The following is a 21369-nucleotide window of genomic DNA, read 5'->3' as shown; positions in this document are numbered from 1 at the left end:
TGGAGCTGAATAAAAATGCCCGTATCGCAAGATACGGGCATTTTTGTTTAGATGTCGTATAGACCTGAGGTAGTGATTTTCATGCTGGTGATTTCCAACAACGTGCAGTTGCCGGATGCCGAGATCGAGTTGACCGCCATTCGTGCCCAGGGCGCCGGTGGACAGAACGTCAACAAGGTCTCCAGCGCCGTGCATTTGCGCTTCGACATCCCGGCTTCGTCCTTGCCCGAGTTCTACAAGGAGCGACTGCTGGCGCTGCGCGACAGTCGCATCACCAGCGACGGCGTGTTGATCATCAAGGCCCAGCAATACCGGACCCAGGAGCAAAACCGTGCTGATGCGCTGGAGCGTTTGGTCGAGTTGATCCTCAGTGCCACCAAGGTCGAAAAGAAGCGTCGCCCGACCAAGCCGACCCTCGGCTCGAAGACCCGGCGTCTTGAAGCCAAGAGCAAGCGCGGCAATATCAAGGCCGGGCGCGGCAAGGTTGATTTCTAGCGGGCTTCCCTGTGCTTCGGTGCTTGCCGGTACAGGTAAATGCACAGTATCAAGCTACTGAGAGCCGCCAACGCGGCGAACAGGAAGATCGAAGCAAAACCAAATCCCGCCGCCACCGCGCCGGCCAGTGGCCCGGTGATCCCCAGCGACAAATCGATGAACAGTGAATAAGCGCCGACCGCCGCGCCGCGACTGGAGGCGGGCACCAGATTGACGGCTTCGACTCCCAGCGCAGGAAACACCAGGGAGAAGCCGAAACCGCTCAGCGCAGCGCCCGCCAATGCCCAATGGGCGTCCGGTGCCAACCACAACAGCAACAGGCCCAGGGTTTCCACCGACAGGCAGGCAATCGCCACGCGAAAACCGCCCAGGCGGTTGATCAGATTGCCGAACAACAGCCGGGCACCGATGAAACTGGCGCCGAACAGGCTCAAGCACAACACCGCGTTATCCCAGTGTTGAGTGGCGTAATACAAGGTGATGAACGTGGCGATGGTACCGAAGCCGATGGAGCCCAGTGCCAGCCCGCAGCCGTGTGGCAGGACTCGCCCGAGCACGTGCATGAACGGCAAACGTTCGCCGACAACGATGGGGGCGGCGGTTTTTGGCCAGGCCAGCAGCAGACCGAGCAGAGCCAGCAACACGATGCTCACGCCCATGCTCCACAACCCCAGCAGATTGACCAGCCACACGCCCAGTGGTGCGCCGACCGCCAGTGCGCCGTAACTGGCGATGCCGTTCCAGGAAATGACCTTGGCGGTATTCGCCGCACCAACCCGGCCAATGCCCCAGCCAATGGAGCCGGAGCCCACCAGGCTTTCCGCGCTGCCCAGGACCAGTCGGCCGATAAACAGGCTGATCAGGCTCAACGTCGGCAGGCTTTGGGTCCAGGCCGAAACCAGCATGAACACGCCACTCAGGCCACAGCCGGCCAAGCCGTACATCACCGCCAGTTTACTGCCCTTGTTGTCGATGATTTTCCCGGCGTAGGGGCGGCTGAGCAGGGTGGCGAGGTATTGCACACTGATCACCAGCCCCGCGATCACCGCGCCGAAGCCCAGTTCGCTATGGACGTAACCGGGCAATACCGCCAGGGGAATGCCGATGTTCAGATAGCCAATAAAGGTAAACAGGACGATGGAAACAACTTGCAGCGTGACCGCCAGGGGGCGCTGGTTTTCAGACATGGGGAGAGGTCCACGGGAAAGCAGGATTAGATAGGCTGCTTATGATAACGGCGCGAGCGTTCGTGGGTGGTGAAAAAGTAAAACTATTTGCCGGGCGGGGTCGTCAGGGCTTGGCAGGCGCCACCAGTTGTGTGGTGACCAATGCAGCCAATGCATTTTCTTCACTGCCGAAACGTGCCAGCAAGGCGGCTTGTTTCTCGGGGGAAAGACGATTCCAGATCTCGATCATCTTCTCGGCGGTGCCGATCAGAACGCTGGCTTGTTCTTCGTTGAATTCGTCGGTCATGGCAGGCTTCAAGATTCAGGCAGTGTGGAAAGCGCATGTTAGCGCTTTCCACACGGTCTGTACGGCGGGTGTTTCAGTCTTCGCTGTCAGCCTTGCGGCTATCAGTGGCTTCTTTCGGCTGGGGCTGTTGGGCACCGGCTTGTTGCGTGGTCGTCTGCTCAGGTACGTGCAGGCTTGGGAAGGGGAGATTAGGAATCTCGTGCATGGTTGCGCTCCTCGCTAAGTCTGTTGATAGATCTGGTAGATCCGCGCTTTCAAAAAGCCTGGGAAGGATACAGCACTGGAAATGACAAACAGACTTTTATATCCATTTGTTTCGACGGGCGGGATTGTCTAGACAGGTAAGTAATAGCCGAGCAGAAACAACTGTAGGAGCGAGCCTGCTCGCGATGGTGTATCAGGCAAAGATGTTTCGACTGACACACCATCGCGAGCAGGCTCGCTCCTACAAGGGGTCTTGCGGTGTTTTGGAACGTTACTGGCAGACCTTGGCAATCGCCTCGGCCAGCAGATCCAGGCGCGTCGCATCAATCCCCGCCACGTTCGCCCGGCCTGTGCCGACCATGTACACACTGTGATGATCGCGCAGTTGCTTGACCTGCTCCGGCGTCAGTCCGGTGTAGGAAAACATTCCGCGCTGCACGCCAATGTGCGCAAAGCGTTCGCGTAAACCATGGGGTTCAAGTGCTTCCAGCAGACCGCTGCGCAGCTGGGCAATGCGCAAGCGCATGGCCTCCACTTCGTCAGTCCACAGCTGTTTGAGCTGCGGGTCGCCGAGAATGGTCGCTACCACGGCGGCACCATGGTCCGGCGGTGTCGACCACAGGTTGCGGGCGATGTTGGCCAATTGGCTGCGAATATCCACCAGCTTCTCGGCGGTTTTCGCGCAGACAATCAGCGCACCGGTGCGGTCGCGGTACAGGCCGAAGTTCTTCGAGCAGGAACTGGTAATCAGCACTTCCGGCAGCTCGGCAGCGAACAACCGGGTCGACCAGGCGTCTTGCTCCAGCCCATCGCCAAAGCCTTGGTAGGCGAAGTCGATCAGCGGCAGCAGTTCACGGCGACGCACCACATCCAGCACCCGACGCCAGTCGTCATGGGACAGATCGAACCCGGTCGGGTTGTGGCAGCAGGCGTGCAGCAGCACCACGTCGCCCTTGGGCGCTTGTTCGAGCGCCGCGAGCATCGCCTCGACGTCGAGACGGTTGTTGCTGCCCACGTACGGGTAATGGCTGACCTTGACCCCGGCCGTGGCGAAAATGGTTTCGTGGATCGGCCAGGTCGGATTGCTCAACCATACGCCACGGCCCGGCAGGCACTGGGCGATGAAGTCCGCGCTCAAGCGCAATGCACCGGTGCCGCCCGGGGTCTGGGTGGCGCCGGCACGTTTATCGCGGATCAGTGTGGAGTCGGCGCCGAGCACCAGCTCATTGATGACCTTGCCGAACGCTGGTTCGCCATGGCCGCCAATGTAGGTCTTGGTGCTTTGGCCATCCACCAGCCGCGCCTCGGCCAGCTTCACCGACTCAAGAATCGGTGTCAGGCCTTGGGCATCCTTGTAGACACCGACGCCAAGGTCGAACTTGCGCGGGTTCGGATCCTGCGCATAGGCCTCCATCAGGCCGAGGATCGGATCGCCGGGCACCCGGCCAATGGCGTCGAAATGCATTACTTGCGTCCTTCTGCAGTCTTGGCCACGTCGTCAGTGCGTGCGGCCATGATGAAGTCGTTGCGGTGCAGGCCCTTGATCGAGTGGCTCCACCAGGTCACGGTGACTTTGCCCCACTCGGTCAGCAGGCCAGGGTGGTGACCTTCGGCCTCGGAGATCTCGCCAACAGCGTTGGTGAACGCCAGGGCGTGCTTGAAGTTTTTGAACAGGAAGACTTTTTCCAACTGCATGATGCTGTCGCGTACTTCGATGTTCCAGTCCGGGATCTGCTTGATCAGCACCGGCAGTTCTTCGTCGCTGACTTGCGGGGCATCGGCGCGGCAGGCTTCGCAGTGGGCTTGGTTCAATGTGGACATGATGGGTTCCTGAATTCGAATAAATGGAAATCAGCTGTCAGGGTTACCACGCTAAAGCAAAGCGCGGCGTTCTGACAGACTCACTTGATCGTAAAAACGGCGGGTCACGCCGCTTTGGGTTTTGGCGGAAACTTCGGTGCGTGCAAGCCCATCTGCATGGCTTGCTTGACCATGCCCATGATGTCTTCGTGAGCCAGGTCGAACAGGCGCTTGAGGTTCGGCAGAACGAAATACAGGGGCTGCAGAATGTCGATGCGGTACGGCGTGCGCATGCACTCCAGCGGATTGAATGCCTGATGCTCAGGCACGTCCGACAGGCAGTATTCGGTTTCTTTCGGTGAGGACAGGATGCCGCCACCGTAGATGCGATGGCCTTGCGGTGTTTCGAGCAGACCGAACTCGATGGTCATCCAGTACAAGCGCGCCAGGTACACGCGTTCTTCCTTGGAAGCCTTGAGGCCGAGTTTGCCGTAGGTGTGGGTGAATTCGGCGAACCAGGGGTTGGTCAGCAGCGGGCAGTGGCCAAAGATCTCATGGAAGATGTCCGGCTCTTGCAGATAGTCCAGTTCTTCGCGGGTACGAATGAAAGTCGCCACTGGAAACTGCTTGCTGGCGAGCAATTCAAAAAAGGTCTGGAAGGGAATCAGTGCGGGAACACGGGCGACTTGCCAGCCGGTGGTTTCACCGAGGACTTTGTTGATCTCGCCCAGTTGTGGAATGCGGTCGTGGGGCAGACCGAGTTTTTCGATACCGTCCAGGTATTCCTGGCACGCACGCCCTTCGATCACTTTCAGTTGGCGAGTGATCAGCGTGTTCCACACTGCATGTTCTTCTGCGGGGTAGTCGATAAAACCTTGCGCATCGGGCTCACGAGCCACGTATTGCGTCTGCTTCATACTGCTCTCCTGCGAGGGGGATTCGTTCTTGTTATGTACGGCTATGGACTTAGGAATACCTCAAGGATTGCGCTGTTGCAGCAGGTGGCTCCCGCGTTGGGTAGGAAAATTCGCTGAATTTCGTAAAGTATTCGTTACGTATTGGCCTTCGTTGCGCAGATGTTGAGGTTTCCGGGTTTGAAAAGTCTCGCGCCTGTCACATAATCTTGACGACTATCTAAGCGCCTCGGCAGAAAATACGCCTGAGGCACTGACAAAACCTGTGGGAGCGAGCCTGTTCGCGAAAGCGGTGTAACGGTCAACATGTTCGTCGCCTGACACGCCGCCTTCGCGAGCAGGCTGCTCCCACAGGTTGCGTACCTCACTCACTGTTTTTTCGGGCCTTTTTCATGCGCATCAAAGTCCACTGCCAGAACCGCATCGGCATCCTGCGTGACATTCTCAATCTGCTGGTGGAGTACGGCATCAACGTTGCCCGCGGCGAGGTGGGCGGTGAACACGGCAATGCGATCTACCTGCACTGCCCCAATCTGATCAACCTTCAGTTCCAGGCACTGCGGCCGAAATTCGAGGCGATCGCCGGGGTCTTTGGCGTCAAGCGCGTAGGCCTGATGCCCAGCGAGCGTCGGCACATGGAGCTCAATGCCTTGCTGGGCGCCCTGGAGTTTCCAGTGCTGTCGATCGACATGGGCGGCTCCATCGTGGCGGCCAACCGTGCCGCGGCGCAGTTGCTTGGCGTGCGTGTCGATGAAGTGCCGGGCATTCCACTGTCGCGCTATGCCGAGGATTTCGATCTACCGGAATTGGTGCGTGCCAACAAATCTCGAATCAACGGACTGCGGGTCAAGGTCAAGGGGGACGTATTTCTGGCCGACATCGCCCCGCTGCAATCGGAACATGACGACAGCGAAGCCATGGCCGGTGCCGTACTGACGCTGCACCGCGCCGACCGGGTGGGGGAGCGTATCTATAACGTGCGCAAGCAGGAGTTGCGCGGCTTCGACAGCATCTTTCAAAGCTCGAAAGTGATGGCGGCGGTGGTGCGAGAAGCCCGGCGCATGGCACCGCTGGATGCGCCGCTATTAATAGAAGGCGAAACCGGGACCGGGAAAGAGTTGTTGGCGCGCGCCTGCCATCTGGCCAGTCCACGGGGGCAATCGCCGTTGATGGCGCTCAACTGCGCCGGACTGCCGGAATCCATGGCCGAGACCGAATTGTTCGGCTATGGCCCCGGCGCCTTTGAAGGGGCGCGGGCCGAAGGCAAGCTCGGGCTGCTGGAGCTGACGGCGGGCGGCACGCTGTTTCTTGACGGCGTGGGAGAGATGAGTCCGCGTTTACAGGTGAAATTGCTGCGCTTCTTGCAGGACGGTTGCTTCCGGCGTGTCGGCAGCGATGAAGAGGTTTACCTCGATGTGCGGGTGATCTGCGCGACCCAGGTCGACCTGTCCGAGTTGTGCGCACGCGGCGAGTTTCGCCAGGACCTGTACCACCGCTTGAATGTGTTGTCGCTGCACATTCCGCCGCTGCGCGAATGCCTCGACGGTTTACCGCCGCTGGTGGAGCACTTCCTCGATCAGGCCAGCCGGCAGATCGGTTGTCCGTTGCCCAAGCTGGCACCGGCGGCCATGGACCGGCTCAGTCATTACCATTGGCCGGGCAACGTCCGGCAGCTGGAAAACGTTTTGTTCCAGGCGGTTTCCCTGTGCGACGGCGGGACCGTCAAGGCTGAACACATTCGATTGCCGGACTACGGCGTGCGCCAGCCCCTGGGTGATTTTTCCCTGGAGGGCAGTCTGGAGGAGATTGTCGGTCGGTTCGAAAAGGCAGTGCTGGAAAGCTTGTATTCCGAGCATCCGAGCAGCCGACAATTGGGCAAGCGGTTGGGGGTTTCCCATACCACCATTGCCAACAAGTTGCGTGAGTATGAGGTGGGCAAGGACAACAACTGAAAATCGTGGCCCCGTAGGAGCGAGCGATGCGGCGACCCGACTTGCCCGCGAATCGAGCAACGCGGAGTTTCAGTAAGACCACATTATTGTTCTTCGCGGGCAAGCCTCGCTCCTACAGGGGCTGCGATCTTTTGAGCTATTGCCGCGAAGCGGCATGACACCGCCGGTTTTTCGTCTCTGGTACATTCCCTCTAATCCCCTCCAATTCCCTCAAGCCCTTTGTTTACCGGCCCTGGCGCCGCCCAAAACAAGTTGGTCTGCAAATTGCTTATGGCTCAGCAGTACAGCAGTGGGCGGCAAACGTCCGGCAGGCAGAGGAAAGAGCGTGGACAAGTACCTTTATGTGGCAATGACCGGCGCCAGCCAGAATGCACTGGCGCAAAAGGCTCATGCCAACAACCTGGCGAACATCTCTACCAACGGTTTCCAGAAAGACCTGGAGCAGGCGCGTTCGATGCCGGTGTTCGGTGACAGCTTTCCGGCGCGTGCCTTTGCGATGTCGGAGCGTCCGGCCACCGATTTCTCTCCGGGCTCACTGGTGGAAACCGGTCGCGACCTCGATGTCGCCGTGCAAGGCAACGGCTGGTTGGCGGTGCAGAACCCCGACGGCGGTGAAAGCTATGTGCGCACCGGCAGTCTGGTGGTCGATGCCCTCGGCGTGCTGCGCGCCGGCAATGGCATGCCGGTGATCGGCAATGGCGGTCCGATCGCCGTGCCGCCCGAGCAACAGATCGAAGTGGGCGAGGACGGCACCATCAGCATTCGTGCGATGGGCGAAGGTCCTCGCGTGATGGCGGAAGTCGACCGCATCAAGCTGGTCAATCCGGATATCAAGAACATGACCAAGGGTCTCGACGGCTCGATTCACACCAAGGACGGTCAACCGGCGCAAGCCGATGCCAACGTCAAACTGGTGTCCGGATTTCTCGAGTCGAGCAACGTCAATGCCGTGGATGAGATGACCTCGGTTCTGGCTCTGTCCAAGCAGTTCGAACTGCACATCAAGATGATGAACACCGCCAAAGAAGACGACCAGGCCATGGCTCGGGTCTTGCAGATCAGCTAATTATCAGAACGTCGCGCCGTAAAACAGGCGCACGAGGAGAATCGAATGCTTCCGGCTCTATGGGTTGCCAAAACCGGTCTGTCCGCCCAGGACACCAACCTGACCACCATTTCCAACAACCTGGCCAACGTGTCGACCACGGGTTTCAAACGTGACCGCGCCGAGTTCCAGGACCTGCTCTACCAGATCAAGCGTCAGCCAGGCGCCCAGTCGACCCAGGACAGCGAACTGCCGTCGGGTCTGCAATTGGGTACCGGTGTGCGCATCGTCGGCACCCAGAAAAACTTCAACGCCGGCAGCCTGCAAACCACCGAGCAGCCGCTGGACATGGCCATCGACGGCCGCGGTTTCTTCCAGATCCTGCAACCGGACGGCACCACGGCTTACACCCGTGACGGCACGTTCCACCTGGACTCCAATGGCCAGATCGTCAACGCCAGCGGCTTCGCCCTGGAGCCGGCCATCGTCATTCCAAACGATGCCCAGACCTTCACCGTGGGCAAGGACGGCACCGTGTCCGTCACCGTGGCCGGCAACCCGGCTTCCCAGGTGATCGGTAACTTGCAAACCGCCGACTTCATCAACCCGGCCGGCCTGCAGGCGGTGGGCAACAACCTGTTCCTGGAAACCGCCGCCAGTGGCGCGCCGCAAGTCGGCACCCCGGGCCTGGCCGGTTTCGGTACCACGCTGCAGAACACCCTGGAAACGTCCAACGTCAGCACCGTTGAGGAGATGGTCAACATGATCACCACCCAACGCGCCTACGAGATGAACTCCAAGGTGATCTCCACCGCCGACCAGATGCTCTCGTTCGTAACGCAGAATCTGTAATCCAGTCTATGTGGCGGCCTTGTAGCCGCCTGCTACACCGTGAGGTAAGGGTCATGAAACGCATCGTCTCTGTTCTGGCACTGAGTGGGATCACCGCGCTCGCAGGCTGTGTGCCCGCGACGCCCAAGCCCAATGACCCTTACTACGCCCCGGTGTTGCCGCGCACGCCGCTGCCGGCTGCGGCGAACAACGGCTCGATCTATCAGGCTGGGTTCGAACAGAACCTCTACAGCGACCGCAAGGCGTTCCGGGTCGGTGACATCATCACCATTACCCTGAATGAGAAGACCCAGGCCAGCAAAAACGCCAACTCGCAAATCGACAAGAACAGCAAGACCGGCATCGGCCTGACCTCGCTGTTCGGCTCCACGCCCAACACCAACAACCCGTTTGGCAGTGGCGACCTGAGCCTGGAAGCAAGCTATGAAGGCAGCCGCGCAACCAAGGGCGACAGCAAGGCCGCCCAGGGCAACACCCTGACCGGCTCGATCACTGTGACCGTCGCTGACGTATTGCCCAACGGCATCATCGCGGTGCGCGGTGAGAAATGGATGACGCTCAACACCGGTGATGAACTGGTACGCATCGCCGGCCTGGTTCGGGCCGATGACATCGCGACCGACAACACCGTGTCGTCGACCCGGGTTGCCGATGCGCGTATCACCTATTCGGGCACCGGTTCGTTTGCCGATGCGAGTCAGCCAGGCTGGTTCGACCGTTTCTTCCTCAGCCCGCTGTTCCCTTTCTAGGTGGCTTTCAAGTTGAGCATGTTGAATCTGAAAAGCATCATGATGGCCGCCGTTCTGTTGTCGACGGCCTTCAATGCACACGCCGAGCGGCTGAAGGACATCGCCAGCATTTCTGGTGTGCGTTCCAACCAGTTGATCGGTTACGGCCTGGTGGTCGGGCTTAACGGCACCGGCGACCAGACGACCCAGACGCCATTCACACTGCAGACCTTCAACAACATGCTCTCGCAGTTCGGCATCAAGGTGCCGCCGGGATCGGGCAACGTGCAATTGAAGAACGTCGCGGCGGTGTCGATCAGTGCCGATCTGCCGGCGTTCGCCAAACCAGGTCAGCAGGTCGACGTCACCGTTTCGTCCATCGGTAACTCCAAGAGCCTGCGCGGCGGTACGCTGTTGCTGACGCCGCTCAAGGGTATCGACGGCAACGTCTATGCGGTGGCTCAGGGTAACCTGGTGGTCGGCGGTTTCGATGCCGAAGGCCGCGACGGTTCGAAGATCACGGTCAACGTTCCGTCGGCGGGTCGCATCCCTGGCGGTGCGTCGGTCGAGCGGTCGGTGCCCAGTGGTTTCAACCAGGGCAACAGCCTGACCCTGAACCTCAACCGTTCCGACTTCACCACCGCCAAGCGCATCGTCGACAAGATCAACGACATGCTCGGCCCTGGCGTGGCCCAGGCCATCGACGGCGGTTCGGTTCGCGTGACGGCGCCACTGGATCCGAGCCAGCGTGTCGACTACCTGTCGATCCTGGAAAACCTCGAAATCGATCCGGGCCAGGCGGTGGCGAAAGTCATCATCAACTCCCGTACCGGCACTATCGTGATCGGTCAGAACGTCAAGGTTTCCCCGGCCGCCGTCACCCACGGCAGCCTGACCGTGACCATCACCGAAGACCCGATCGTCAGCCAGCCAGGTCCACTGTCTAACGGCCAAACGGCCGTGGTGCCGCGCTCGCGGGTCAACGCCCAGCAGGAAGCCAAGCCGATGTTCAAGTTCGGCCCAGGCACCACCCTCGACGAGATCGTGCGTGCGGTGAACCAGGTCGGCGCGGCGCCGGGTGACTTGATGGCCATCCTCGAAGCACTGAAACAGGCCGGTGCCTTGCAAGCCGACCTGATCGTGATCTGAGGACGGCAACCATGGACATGTACAAGAGCGGGCGGGTCAGCAGCAGCGATTCGGGATCGTTTTCCGACCTGAACCGACTGAACCAGCTCAAGGTCGGCGACAAGAACAGTGACGCGAACATGCGCAAGGTGGCGCAGGAGTTCGAGTCGCTGTTCCTTGGCGAGATGCTCAAGTCCATGCGCTCGGCCACCGAAGCGCTGGGCAAGGACAACCCGATGAATACGCCCGAGGCCAAGCAGTATCAGGAAATGTACGACCAGCAGTTGGCCGTTTCCATGTCCCGCGAAGGCGGTGGTATCGGGCTGGCGGACGTGCTGATGCGCCAGATGTCGAAGAACAAGCCTTTGGCGCCGGGCGAGGCCGCAACTTTGTCCGCCGCCAAACAGGAAGCCGCGAAAGCTGCCGCGCAAACACCGGTGGCTGCCGGTACCGTGGCTACCAACGGGCCGCTGTCGCGGGTCAATGGCGAGCGTCCATTGTGGGCCTCGCGCTCGGTCAAGGCGCCGACAGGCGAGGGCGAGCATCGCAATGACATGGCACTGATCAATCAGCGTCGGCTGGCGTTGCCGCCAAAACTGGCCGATCGCCTGCTGGCAGGCCTGGTGCCGTCCGCCACGACGACTAACGCGACCGCTGCCTTGGCCGCCAACAAAACTCAATTGCCAGAGCGCGCCACATCGGCCTCTACCGGTTCAGGCCCGCTGTTCAATGGCGACTGGCTGGCCAATGCACAGTCCTCTGGCAACGCAGGGCTGCAAATTCATGGCCGTGCCATCGCGCAGATTCCCCTGGCACCGGCGAAGAAGGCGTTCAGTTCCGCCGACGAATTCATCAACACCATGCTGCCGATGGCCAAGGAAGCCGCTGACCGCATCGGTGTCGACCCACGGTATCTGGTGGCCCAGGCGGCCCTGGAAACCGGATGGGGCAAATCGGTCATGCGCGCCCAGGATGGCAGCAGCAGTCACAACCTGTTCGGCATCAAGGCAGGCAGCACTTGGAAGGGCGATTCGGCGCGGGCGATCACCAGCGAATTCAGAAATGGCGAGATGGTCAAGGAGACGGCCGAGTTCCGTTCCTATGCCTCTTACAAGGACAGCTTCCACGATCTGGTGACGCTGCTGCAATCCAACGATCGCTATCAAGATGTCGTGAAGTCGGCCGATAACCCAGAACAGTTTGTACGTGAGTTGCAGAAGGCCGGTTACGCAACCGATCCGCACTACGCCAGCAAGATTTCGCAGATAGCCCGGCAGATGACGAGTTACCAAAACTACGCCGCGGCGGGCTCTACCACGAATATTTAAGGACTGAACCATGAGTTTGCTAAACATCGGAATGTCGGGATTGTCCGCCAGTCATGCGTCGTTGGTGACGACCGGTAATAACATTTCCAACGTCGATACCGCGGGATACTCGCGTCAGCAAACTGTGCAGAGCAGCAAAAACTCTATTCAGTACGGCAATGTGTTCATCGGCACCGGCACGACGCTGGCCGATGTGCGTCGGGTGTACAACAGCTACCTCGATGCGCAGTTGCAGACCACCACTTCGCTCAATAGCGATGCGCAGGCTTATCTGGGTCAGGCCACTCAGGTGGACAAGCTGTTGTCCGACAGCGGCACCGGTGTCACCAAGTCGCTGCAGGCATTTTTCTCGTCCCTGCAAACCCTGGCCGGCAACTCCAACGACAATGCCGCGCGTCAGGCGCTGCTGACCAATGCCCAGGGCTTGAGCAGCCGCTTCAATGCCATCTCCCAGCAGTTGACCCAGCAAAACACCTACATCAACGATCAGTTGGGTTCGATGGCCGATCAGGTCAACAAGCTGGCGTCGACTGTTGCTGCGTACAACAAGAAAATTTCCGAAGTCAGTGGTTCGGGTGGCACGCCCAACGAATTGCTGGACCAGCGCAATGAAGCCATTCGCCAGCTCAATGAGCTGGTTGGTACCCAAGTCACGGAAACTGACGGCCGTCTGGATATCTATCTGGGCAGCGGCCAGCCTCTGGTAGTCGGCGATGTCGTCAATAAGTTGCGCGTGGCCCCCGATCCATCCGACCCGACCCGTTCCTCGATCATCATGGATCGCAGCGGTTCGTCGATCGACATCACCAGCATGACGAGCGGTGGCGAGATGGGTGGTCTGCTACGTTATCGCAACGAGGTGCTGACGCCTGCGGTCAATGGCCTGGGGCGCATCGCCATGGTGGTGGCCGATCAGGTCAACAAGCAGTTGGGCCAGGGCCTGGACCAGAACGGCAACTTCGGCGCGGCGCTGTTCAACAACATCAACAGTGCGGCGGCCATCAGTCAGCGCAGTATCGCCAACGCCGGCAACAATCCCGCTTCCGGCAACCTGAACGTCACCATCAATGACACGAGCAAGCTGGCAGCCAGCGATTACCAAGTGACGTTCACTAGCGCCACCGGTTATAGCGTGAAGCGCCTGTCAGATAACACCGACATGGGCTCTTTCACTTTGGGCGCGTCACCGGCTCCGGTCATCGACGGCTTCAGCTTGAGCCTGAACGCTGGTCCGGTAAATGCGGGCGACACCTTCAAGATTACCCCGACCCGCAGTTCCGCCGCGGACATGGCCACGGTCATGACCGATACCAAGACCCTGGCGACCGCTGCGCCACTGACCTCGACTATCGCCTCAGGTAACGACGGCACCGGTGCGGTCAGTCAGCCGAACCTCAGCACGGCGCTAGATATCTACGATCCGGCCCAGCGTCTGGAATTGCAGACGGCGGTCAAGGCATCGATGCCGATTCGCATGGTGATGACCAGCGCCAACGCCTATGAAGTTTTCGATTCCAAGGGCACCAGCATCGGCACCGGCAGCATCGTGCCTGGCCAGAACAACGACCTGAACATTGCCGTGCCTTACACCGATGCCGGTGGCAACGCCAAAAGCTTCAGCGTTGCAATGACTGTCAGTGGCAGTCCAGCGTCGGGCGACAGCTTCAATATTTCCATGACATCGGCTGGCAGCACCGACAACCGCAACGCCCAGGCGCTGCTCGGTTTGCAATCCAAGGCCACGGTTGGCGCCACGGCCACCAGTCCGGGCGTGAGTTTTACCGATGCCTATGGCGGGCTGGTGACAACCGTCGGCTCCCTGACCAAGCAAGGCCAGTTGGATGCCACGGCGACCGACACCATCATGACCGGAGCACGAAACGCCCGTGACTCGCTGTCGGGTGTCGACCTCGATGAAGAGGCGGGCAACCTGACTAAGTACCAGCAGTACTACACGGCCTCTTCGCAGATCATCAAGACTGCGCAGGAAATTTTCAGCACCCTGATCAATGCCCTTTAAGGAGCCGTAGAACATGCGCATTTCTACAGCACAGTATTACGCCACGACGGCTGCCAACTATTCTCGCAACCTCAACAATGTGATGAAGACGGCTGAGCAGGCCAGTAGCAACCTTAAAGTCACGACCGCCGCGGATGATCCTGTTGGCGCGGCCCGGTTGCTGCAACTTGACCAGCAAAAAGCGATGTTGGGTCAGTACACCACCAACATCAACGCGTTGAACACCGCCCAGGCGCAGGAAGAAAGCGTGCTGGACAGCATCAACAATACGCTGCAGAAAGTCAGCGAATTGGCGGTGCGGGCGGGTGGCGGTTCGTTGAACGACGATGACCGAAAATCCATTGCAGCCGAGCTCAAACAATCGGAAGAACAACTACTGAGCTTGATGAACAGTAAGGATGCCAACGGCAAGTACATCTTTTCTGGCGCCAGCAACAACACCCAGCCTTTCGTGAAAAACAGCGATGGCACCTACAGCTATCAGGGTGATCAGACTCAGCTGCAACTGAAGATTGGCGACTCGATGTCGTTGGGGTTGAACGATACGGGTTGGGACGTTTTCCAGCAGGCTATCAATGCGGCCCGTAGTTCGAGCACCATGCTGACGCCGTCCGTCGATGATGGGCGCGTCAAGGTGTCGCCAGGGTTGGTGAGCTCCGGGCCGGACTTCGATTCGACGTTCCGCAGTGGTGAACCCTACAAATTGCAATTCATCAGTAGCACCCAATATGTGATCACCGATGCGGCCGGCAATGACAAGACCGCCGAGGCAGCAGGGGGAGGCGTGTTCGACCCTAATGCCAAGGGCGGTTCCGATATCACTTTCCGCGGTGTGACATTCAAGCTGGACATCACCCAGCAGGCTGGCGATGACCCTACCAACATCGATGCTCGTATCGCCACGCACAGTTTCGAGTTGTCGGCCAAGCCTGACAGCTTCGTCAGCAACCGTGCCCCAGGTAATACGTCGACAGCGGTCATCAGTCAGACTTCGGTGACCAACGCTGCCGATTACCAGAGCTTTTTCCCGGAAGGCGGGGCCGTCCTGAAGTTCACCGGTCCTGGGGCCTTCGAACTGTACGCCCGTCCGTTGACCGCCGGCAGCACGCCAGTCACCACCGGCACCGTGACAGCGGGTGTGGCAACGGCAGCCGGTGTCAGCTTTACCCTTGGCGGCACACCGCCGACTCCGGCGGCAGGTGATCAGTTCGATATCGCCGTCAATACACACCAGACCCAGAATGTGCTCGACACCATCAGCCAACTGCGTTCGGCGCTTGATGCACCGACCGATGGCAATCCGACTGCACAGCGTTTTCTGTCAGATACGATCGCTTCGTCCATTGCCAACCTGAACAACGCCAAGAACCAGGTCGACCTGGCGCGTGGTGCGATCGGCGCTCGGGGGAATGTGATGGATATGCAGAACGAGCAGAATACAAGCGCCGGCCTGATCAATGAGTCGACCACGAGCGGGATCAGGGATATCGATCCGGCGGAAGTGCTGACGCGCCTCACCCTGCAGCAGACCATGCTGCAGGCCGCGCAACTGGCCTTCGCCAAGGTTTCCCAATTGAGCCTGTTCAACAAGCTTTGAGCCGGTCCTGACCGCTCGAGGCCAGTTCCCTTCATCGGGAACTGGCTTTTTTTTGCCTTTTTTTTGTATTAAACAACGCAGGGCGGGGCGCAATCCGGAGCACAAAATCAAAGAAAGCGCCTCTCCCTGAGTGACCCGTCAGTCAAAACGCGCATCTTCACTGTATCCTGTCTGCGGGCGGTGAAGGTGGCGGGTTGTTCAAGGCATCTGCTTGAATCCCGACGTTGCTCTTCTGGGGCCTGGCCCCGACTGTAGACGCCCTCGATTCAGCGAGCGGCGATGTTCAGCTGTTTATTATTGGGAAGCCATAATGATTGGCATAAAAAATATAGCGAGTTACGTGCCGACAGCCGGGGTTGATAACTACGCCCAGGGTGCAAAGTTCGACAAGGATGAAACCTTTATTCTTGGCAAGATCGGTTCGGCGTTTCTGCCGCGCATGGGTGCCGATCAGGAAACGTCCGATCTGTGTGTCGAAGCCGCCAATGCGCTGTTCGCCGCCAGTCCTGAGCTCAAACGTGAATCCATCGACTGCCTGATCGTCGTCACCCAGAACGGTGATGAAGAAGGCTTGCCGCACACCGCTGCGATCGTGCAGGACAAGCTGGGCCTGTCGACCCATGTCGCGGCGTTCGATATTTCCCTGGGCTGTTCCGGTTTCGTCTACGGCCTCTATGCGATTAAAGGCTTCATGGAAGCGGCGGGGCTGAAAAACGGCCTGCTGATCACTGCCGATCCTTATTCGAAGATCGTCGATCCCGAAGACCGCAACACCACCATGCTGTTCGGCGACGCCGCCACCGCGACCTGGATGGGCGAAAACGCCGTCTGGCAGCTGGGCAAGTCGAAGTTCGGTACCGACGGTTCCGGCGCACCGCATTTGAAGGTCACCGACGGCGTGTTCTTCATGAACGGCCGCCAGGTCTTCAACTTTGCCCTGCTCAAAGTCCCGGCGCATTTGCATGAGCTGCTGGACGAATCGAATCTTCAGGCCAGCGATATCAATGCCTTCTGCATTCACCAGGGCAGCGCGGCCATCGTCGATGCCGTGGCGCGCCGCTTTGAAGAAGGCGAGCCGGAGAAGTTCGTCAAGGACATGCTCGAAACCGGCAACACAGTATCGTCGAGCATTCCGCTGCTGCTGGAGAAACATGTGTTCGATTCGAAGTGGACGCGTGTGGCCATCAGCGGCTTTGGCGTAGGCCTTTCGTGGGGATCGGCGATTCTTTATCGCGGCTGATTAACACGATCGCAGTAGCAAAAAAAACGCCCGGAAATTTAGATTTCCGGGCGTTTTGCATTTTTCTGGCGCCGATTTTCTGGCTCTAAACCCTTGAAAATAAAGGGCTGGCACCCTGCCACTAAAAATTTCGAAAAAACCCCTCAAGCAAACGGGTCCCACGACGATAACTATTACGTAGGTTCTCTAGGCCACACCCGGCGGTTGCCAGGGCCGGAAGCCGCAGTATCCATCCAACGAGGATTTTCGTCATGGCTTTAACCGTAAACACCAACCTTGCTTCCTTGACCGTTCAGAACAACCTGAACAAGGCTTCCGGCAATCTGCAAACTTCGATGCAGCGCCTGTCCTCCGGCCTGCGTATCAACAGCGCTAAAGACGACGCTGCTGGCCTGCAAATTTCCAACCGTCTGACCAGCCAGATCAACGGCCTGCAGACCGCTATCAAGAACGCCGGTGACGGTATCTCCATCGCGCAAACGGCTGAAGGCGCGATGCAAGAGTCCACCAACATCCTGCAAAAAATGCGTACCCTGGCTCTGGCTTCCGCGAACGGCTCGCCAAGCGCTGAAGACCGCAAGTCGAACAACGCTGAGTACTCGGCTCTGACTGCTGAGCTGACCCGTATCGCTACCACCACTACTTTCGGTGGTCGTAACCTGCTGGACGGTTCTTTCGGTACTACCGCTTTCCAAGTGGGTGCAAATGCCAACCAGACCATCAACATGACTCTGGGTGACGTATCGGCCAGCAAAATTGGTTCGCAACAGCTTAAGAGTGCTGCTAATGCCCCAAGTCTTACTGGTGGTGTTGTTACCGGCGTGATCGGTGTAACGGGTGGCGGTCAGACCAACGCTACTCCTATCAATGTCACTGCTGGTGATTCGGCTAAGCAAATTGCCGCTCAGTTGAACGGCGCTGTGGGTGGTTTGTCGGCCACTGCCAGCACTGAAGCAAAATTCACTGTTACTGCTACGGCCTTGGCTCCAGCTAAATTCGACTTGACGGTAGGTAGTGGTGCAGGGGCGCCAACGGTCAGCTTTGTTGGTATTACCAGCACTGCCGATCTGGCTGATCAGCTGAAATCCAACGCTGCCAAATTGGGTATCAGTGTTAACTATGACGCCACGACTCAAAACCTGCAGGTGAAATCCGATACCGGTGAAAACCTGACTTTCACTAACGGTGATGCTGGTGCACTCGCAGGTGTCAAGGTCGCAGTAAAAGATGGTAGCGGCACCTACAGCGGTGCTGTTGCTGTACCGTCGGGTACTACGCTTATCGCTACTGGCGCGATTTCGCTGAACTCCACCAACGGCTACTCCCTGAGCGAAGTTGGTGCTGGTGGCGCGGTAAACTCTTTGTTTGGTGCCGCTGCTAAGAGCTCGACAATTGCTACCGTAAGCAACAGTAACGTTTCCACCGCAGCCGCTGCACAAGACGCTGTTGACGTGATCACCCAGGCAATCGCCAACATCGACTCCCAGCGTGCTGACCTCGGTGCCGTACAAAACCGTTTCGACAGCACCGTGTCGAACCTGCGTTCCATCTCGGACAACTCCACCGCTGCTCGTGGTGTGATCCAGGACGTTGACTTCGCGGCAGAAACCGCTCAGCTGACCAAGCAGCAAACCCTGCAACAGGCATCCACCGCGATCCTGTCTCAGGCTAACCAGCTGCCATCGGCTGTGCTGAAGCTGCTGGGTTAATTCCGGCGCTTGGTAACTGACGGAAGGGCGCGTTTACGCGCCCTTTTGTTTTTTCATGATGAGGAGATCAGGCATGGACATGAGCGTGAAGTTGAACCAGTCCTATCCCGCCGTTGCCCCTCAGGGCGTAACGCCGAATGAAACTGGTAAACCGGAACAGCCCAAGGTTGAAGCGGTGAAGCCTTTGAGTTCCGAGCCAAAGCGCGACGAACTGGAAAAAGCGGTTACCGACATTCAGGAGTTTGTCCAGGCTGCACAGCGCAATCTGGACTTTTCCATTGATGATTCCACTGGTCGCGTCGTGGTCAAGGTCATCGCCACCGAAACGGGTCTGGTGATTCGTCAGATACCCTCGGAAGCTGCACTAAAACTGGCCCAGAGCCTGTCGGACGCCAGTAGTTTGTTGTTTGACGACAAAGTCTGAACTGGCATGAATTTTGTTGCTGTCGCTGTTTAAGATGTTTGCGGTCAAGAAAACGGCAGCCACTGGATAAGGAGAGAAATGATGGCGGGTACATCGGTTAGCGGTATTGGTTCGAACATCGATACCCAGGCGATTGTGAAGTCTTTGGTGGACTCCGAAAGAGCGCCAAAACAGACGCAAATCAACAGCCAGACGCTGAAAGCAACCACCTCGCTGTCGTCGATCGGTAAAATCCAGGCGGCACTGGATGCCTTCCGTGGCGCGTTGGATAACATGAAGACCACTGCTAGCTTCAGCGGGTTGAGCGGCATGTCCTCCGATGAAAAAGTCGCTAGCGTGACCACTGGTAACGGTGCAGCGGCAGGTAGCTTCTCGCTGCTGGTCAGTCAGTTGGCAACAGCATCGAAAATTTCCACCAAGGTCTTTGCCGGTGGCGCTTCTTCGGTGGTCAACGCTAGTGCAGCGCCGACCACGCTGAAAATCAAACAGGGTAGTGACACCTTCGACGTTAGCATTCCTGCTGGCGCGACGTTGCAGCAGGTTCGCGACTCGATCAACTCTCAGTACGCAAACCAGGGTTTGAGTGCCAACATCCTGACCGACGCCAACGGTTCGCGGATGGTGCTGACGTCCAACAAAACTGGCGTTGGTTCGGATTTGAGCCTGCTGGGCAGCTCTGGTCTGGAAGCCGGCACTTCGATCCTCGCTACGCCACAGAACGCCAAGTACACGCTCGATGGTGTGGCGATGGAATCCAAATCCAATACAATTGCTGATGCAGTGAGCGGTATCACCGTCAAACTGACAGGGGTTTCTCCGGTTCCTTCCAGTGGTACGGCGACGCCAACCACTATCACGGTTTCCGCCGACACAGCGGCGCTGAAGTCAGCGGTCAAAGGTTTTGTCGATACCTATAACGCACTGATCGGTGCTGCCAACACCGAGACTAAAGTCACTACTAATGCTGATGGTTCGTTGACGGCTGGCGCCTTGACGGGCGACGCGTCTTTGCGCTCACTGCTGTCGTCGGTGCGTACCGAGTTGAATGCCATGGGCGGTACCGGTCAGATGAAGTCCCTCGCTCAGTTCGGTGTCGAAACCGACCAGAAGACCGGTTTGCTGTCGATCGACGACAAGGTCTTCAGTGATGCTGCACTCACCAATGCTGCCGATATCAACGGGATCTTTTCGGGTGATAACGGTTTGTTGGCGCGCATGAAGACCGCTACCGACAGCTTTGCGCAAAAAAATACCGGTGTTTTTGCAGCGCGCTCGACGAGCTTGAGCGACAGCCTGAATGATCTGAAGAAGCAGCAGGATGCCCTCGATGCACGGATGGCCAGCCTGCAAACGAGCCTGAGCGCCAAGTACACCGCCATGGACTCATTGGTAGCCAAACTGCGTGCGCAGAGCGACAGCATCATGACCACGCTCAATGCACTGAACAATCCGAAGTCGGACTGATTCGGGTCGCTCATAAAAAACCCAGGCCGCCTGTCACGACGGTGCCTGGGTTTTTTCATTGGTGGGGTACCGGCGTTAAAGTTATGTGTCGACCAGTCGACATAATGATCAGAGTCCACTTAATTCCAGCAGTTGTCTGTCACGAGGTAGAAACATGAACCCCATGAGAGCCCTTCGCCAATACCAGAAGGTCAATTCCCATGCCCAGATCTCTGAAGCCAACCCCCATCGTCTGGTGCAGATGCTGATGGAGGGCGGGCTGGACCGTATGGCCCAGGCTAAGGGTGCGCTGGAGCGCGGCGATATCGCACTCAAGGGGCTGATGATGGGCAAGGCCGTGGACATCATCATTGGCCTGCGCGATGGCTTGAACCCCGAAAAGACTGATGATCCGGCCTCGCTACAGCAGCTCGACAATCTGTATGCCTACATGATGACGCGCCTGATGGAAGCCAATCGCGATAACAAAGTCGAAATCATCGACGAAGTAGCGGGCTTGCTGGAAACCCTGAAAAGCGGTTGGGATGCTATCGCCAATCAATAGGCCCGAGGGTCTGAGGAAGACGTCATGAGCCAAGCACTGCGACGCATAGAAGAAACCCGCGAAGCCCTTCTCGACGCCCTGGCGGCGCGCAATTGGGATGCGATTGGTGAGCTGGACACGACGTGCCGTGAGTGCGTCGATGAGGTGCTCAGTGAGGCGCCCATCGACGAAGAAGCGGTGCGCAGTAATCTGGAAGGGTTGCTGGCGGTTTACAAAGAGTTGCTGACCGCGACGATGGGCGAACGTCAGGCCATAGTCGACGAGATGTCGCAGATCAACCAAGCACAAAAGGCATCAAAGGTTTACCATCTGTTTGGTTAATTGACGCCAGTTAATCCAAACGTAGTGCGCCATAAATTTGACTGTGCACGGTTTTTTGACTTAACTAGTGGCTGTTTGCAGATTTCAGTCGTCTTCAGGCATATCCTGCCTGCAAGCGTATAGCTTGCCCC

21 protein-coding genes are annotated in these 21369 nt (G+C 58.4%); 15 read left to right on the top strand and 6 right to left on the bottom strand.

All coding sequences use genetic code 11. The features are described 5' to 3' along the window. Positions 1-81 precede the first annotated feature (81 nt). The gene (gene arfB / locus ABTV22_RS22510) at positions 82-495 is read left to right on the top strand and encodes an alternative ribosome rescue aminoacyl-tRNA hydrolase ArfB (protein WP_433736656.1); all 414 of its coding nucleotides are present in this window, start codon (positions 82-84) and stop codon (positions 493-495) included. Here the strand turns inward: arfB and ABTV22_RS22505 are convergent. The 6 genes from ABTV22_RS22505 to phhA all read right to left on the bottom strand — a co-directional run bounded on the left by ABTV22_RS22505 (position 492) and on the right by phhA (position 4889). After that, positions 492-1682, bottom strand: a complete 1191-nt coding sequence (locus ABTV22_RS22505; protein ID WP_433736655.1) for an MFS transporter — start codon at positions 1680-1682, stop codon at positions 492-494. The genes arfB and ABTV22_RS22505 overlap by 4 nt on opposite strands. Before the next feature lie 103 nt (positions 1683-1785). Beyond that, on the bottom strand, positions 1786-1968 hold the full coding sequence (locus ABTV22_RS22500; RefSeq protein ID WP_433736654.1) for a hypothetical protein: 183 nt from the start codon (positions 1966-1968) through the stop codon (positions 1786-1788). Positions 1969-2041: 73 nt separating this feature from the next. Then, positions 2042-2173, bottom strand: a complete 132-nt coding sequence (locus ABTV22_RS22495; RefSeq protein ID WP_433736653.1) for a hypothetical protein — start codon at positions 2171-2173, stop codon at positions 2042-2044. Positions 2174-2443: 270 nt separating this feature from the next. Continuing rightward, positions 2444-3637, bottom strand: coding sequence for an amino acid aminotransferase (locus tag ABTV22_RS22490; protein ID WP_433736652.1), 1194 nt, complete (start codon positions 3635-3637; stop codon positions 2444-2446). Beyond that, positions 3637-3993: a 4a-hydroxytetrahydrobiopterin dehydratase gene (locus tag ABTV22_RS22485; protein WP_110964415.1), complete on the bottom strand. Its 357-nt coding sequence runs from the start codon at positions 3991-3993 to the stop codon at positions 3637-3639. The genes ABTV22_RS22490 and ABTV22_RS22485 overlap by 1 nt, the downstream gene beginning before the upstream one ends. 104 nt (positions 3994-4097) lie before the next feature. Then, positions 4098-4889 carry a phenylalanine 4-monooxygenase gene (gene phhA, locus ABTV22_RS22480; RefSeq protein WP_433736651.1) on the bottom strand — a complete coding sequence of 264 codons (792 nt, stop codon included), beginning with the start codon at positions 4887-4889 and terminating at the stop codon, positions 4098-4100. A 389-nt stretch (positions 4890-5278) separates the two neighbouring features. Between phhA and ABTV22_RS22475 the strand changes: the two genes are divergently transcribed. The 14 genes from ABTV22_RS22475 (at position 5279) to fliT (ending at position 21238) form a co-directional block, all read left to right on the top strand. Beyond that, on the top strand, positions 5279-6838 hold the full coding sequence (locus ABTV22_RS22475; RefSeq protein WP_433736650.1) for a sigma-54-dependent transcriptional regulator: 1560 nt from the start codon (positions 5279-5281) through the stop codon (positions 6836-6838). 325 nt (positions 6839-7163) lie between these two features. Further along, positions 7164-7904, top strand: a complete 741-nt coding sequence (locus ABTV22_RS22470; protein ID WP_077045755.1) for a flagellar basal body rod protein FlgF — start codon at positions 7164-7166, stop codon at positions 7902-7904. A gap of 45 nt (positions 7905-7949) precedes the next feature. Continuing rightward, positions 7950-8735, top strand: coding sequence for a flagellar basal-body rod protein FlgG (flgG, locus tag ABTV22_RS22465; protein ID WP_433736649.1), 786 nt, complete (start codon positions 7950-7952; stop codon positions 8733-8735). 53 nt (positions 8736-8788) lie between these two features. Then, the gene (flgH, locus tag ABTV22_RS22460) at positions 8789-9484 is read left to right on the top strand and encodes a flagellar basal body L-ring protein FlgH (protein ID WP_433736648.1); all 696 of its coding nucleotides are present in this window, start codon (positions 8789-8791) and stop codon (positions 9482-9484) included. A gap of 18 nt (positions 9485-9502) precedes the next feature. Further along, a complete protein-coding gene (locus tag ABTV22_RS22455) occupies positions 9503-10612 on the top strand; it encodes a flagellar basal body P-ring protein FlgI (protein WP_433736647.1) in 1110 nt (369 codons plus the stop codon). Positions 10613-10623: 11 nt separating this feature from the next. Beyond that, positions 10624-11919, top strand: coding sequence for a flagellar assembly peptidoglycan hydrolase FlgJ (flgJ, locus tag ABTV22_RS22450; RefSeq protein ID WP_433736646.1), 1296 nt, complete (start codon positions 10624-10626; stop codon positions 11917-11919). A gap of 10 nt (positions 11920-11929) precedes the next feature. Next, positions 11930-13939 (top strand): flagellar hook-associated protein FlgK, encoded by a 2010-nt coding sequence (gene flgK, locus ABTV22_RS22445; RefSeq protein ID WP_433736645.1) that lies wholly within the window; start codon positions 11930-11932, stop codon positions 13937-13939. Between the two features lie 13 nt (positions 13940-13952). Beyond that, the gene (locus ABTV22_RS22440) at positions 13953-15536 is read left to right on the top strand and encodes a flagellar hook-associated protein 3 (protein WP_433736644.1); all 1584 of its coding nucleotides are present in this window, start codon (positions 13953-13955) and stop codon (positions 15534-15536) included. Positions 15537-15846: 310 nt separating this feature from the next. After that, positions 15847-16776, top strand: coding sequence for a ketoacyl-ACP synthase III (locus ABTV22_RS22435; protein WP_433736643.1), 930 nt, complete (start codon positions 15847-15849; stop codon positions 16774-16776). Positions 16777-17027: 251 nt separating this feature from the next. Further along, a complete protein-coding gene (locus tag ABTV22_RS22430; protein WP_433736642.1) occupies positions 17028-18485 on the top strand; it encodes a flagellin in 1458 nt (485 codons plus the stop codon). Between the two features lie 73 nt (positions 18486-18558). Next, positions 18559-18909 carry a flagellar protein FlaG gene (locus ABTV22_RS22425; protein WP_433736641.1) on the top strand — a complete coding sequence of 117 codons (351 nt, stop codon included), beginning with the start codon at positions 18559-18561 and terminating at the stop codon, positions 18907-18909. Between the two features lie 81 nt (positions 18910-18990). Continuing rightward, positions 18991-20373: a flagellar filament capping protein FliD gene (gene fliD / locus ABTV22_RS22420; RefSeq protein ID WP_433741478.1), complete on the top strand. Its 1383-nt coding sequence runs from the start codon at positions 18991-18993 to the stop codon at positions 20371-20373. Positions 20374-20527: 154 nt separating this feature from the next. Further along, positions 20528-20917, top strand: coding sequence for a flagellar export chaperone FliS (gene fliS, locus ABTV22_RS22415; RefSeq protein ID WP_433736640.1), 390 nt, complete (start codon positions 20528-20530; stop codon positions 20915-20917). 24 nt (positions 20918-20941) lie between these two features. Further along, the gene (gene fliT / locus ABTV22_RS22410) at positions 20942-21238 is read left to right on the top strand and encodes a flagellar protein FliT (protein ID WP_433736639.1); all 297 of its coding nucleotides are present in this window, start codon (positions 20942-20944) and stop codon (positions 21236-21238) included. Positions 21239-21369 lie beyond the last annotated feature (131 nt).

It is taken from the genome of Pseudomonas putida (assembly GCF_050990305.1).
GTDB classification, from domain to species: Bacteria; Pseudomonadota; Gammaproteobacteria; order Pseudomonadales; family Pseudomonadaceae; genus Aquipseudomonas; species Aquipseudomonas putida_AH.
Note: the sequence above shows the minus strand (reverse complement) of the source record. Positions and strands in the feature narration are given on the sequence as shown.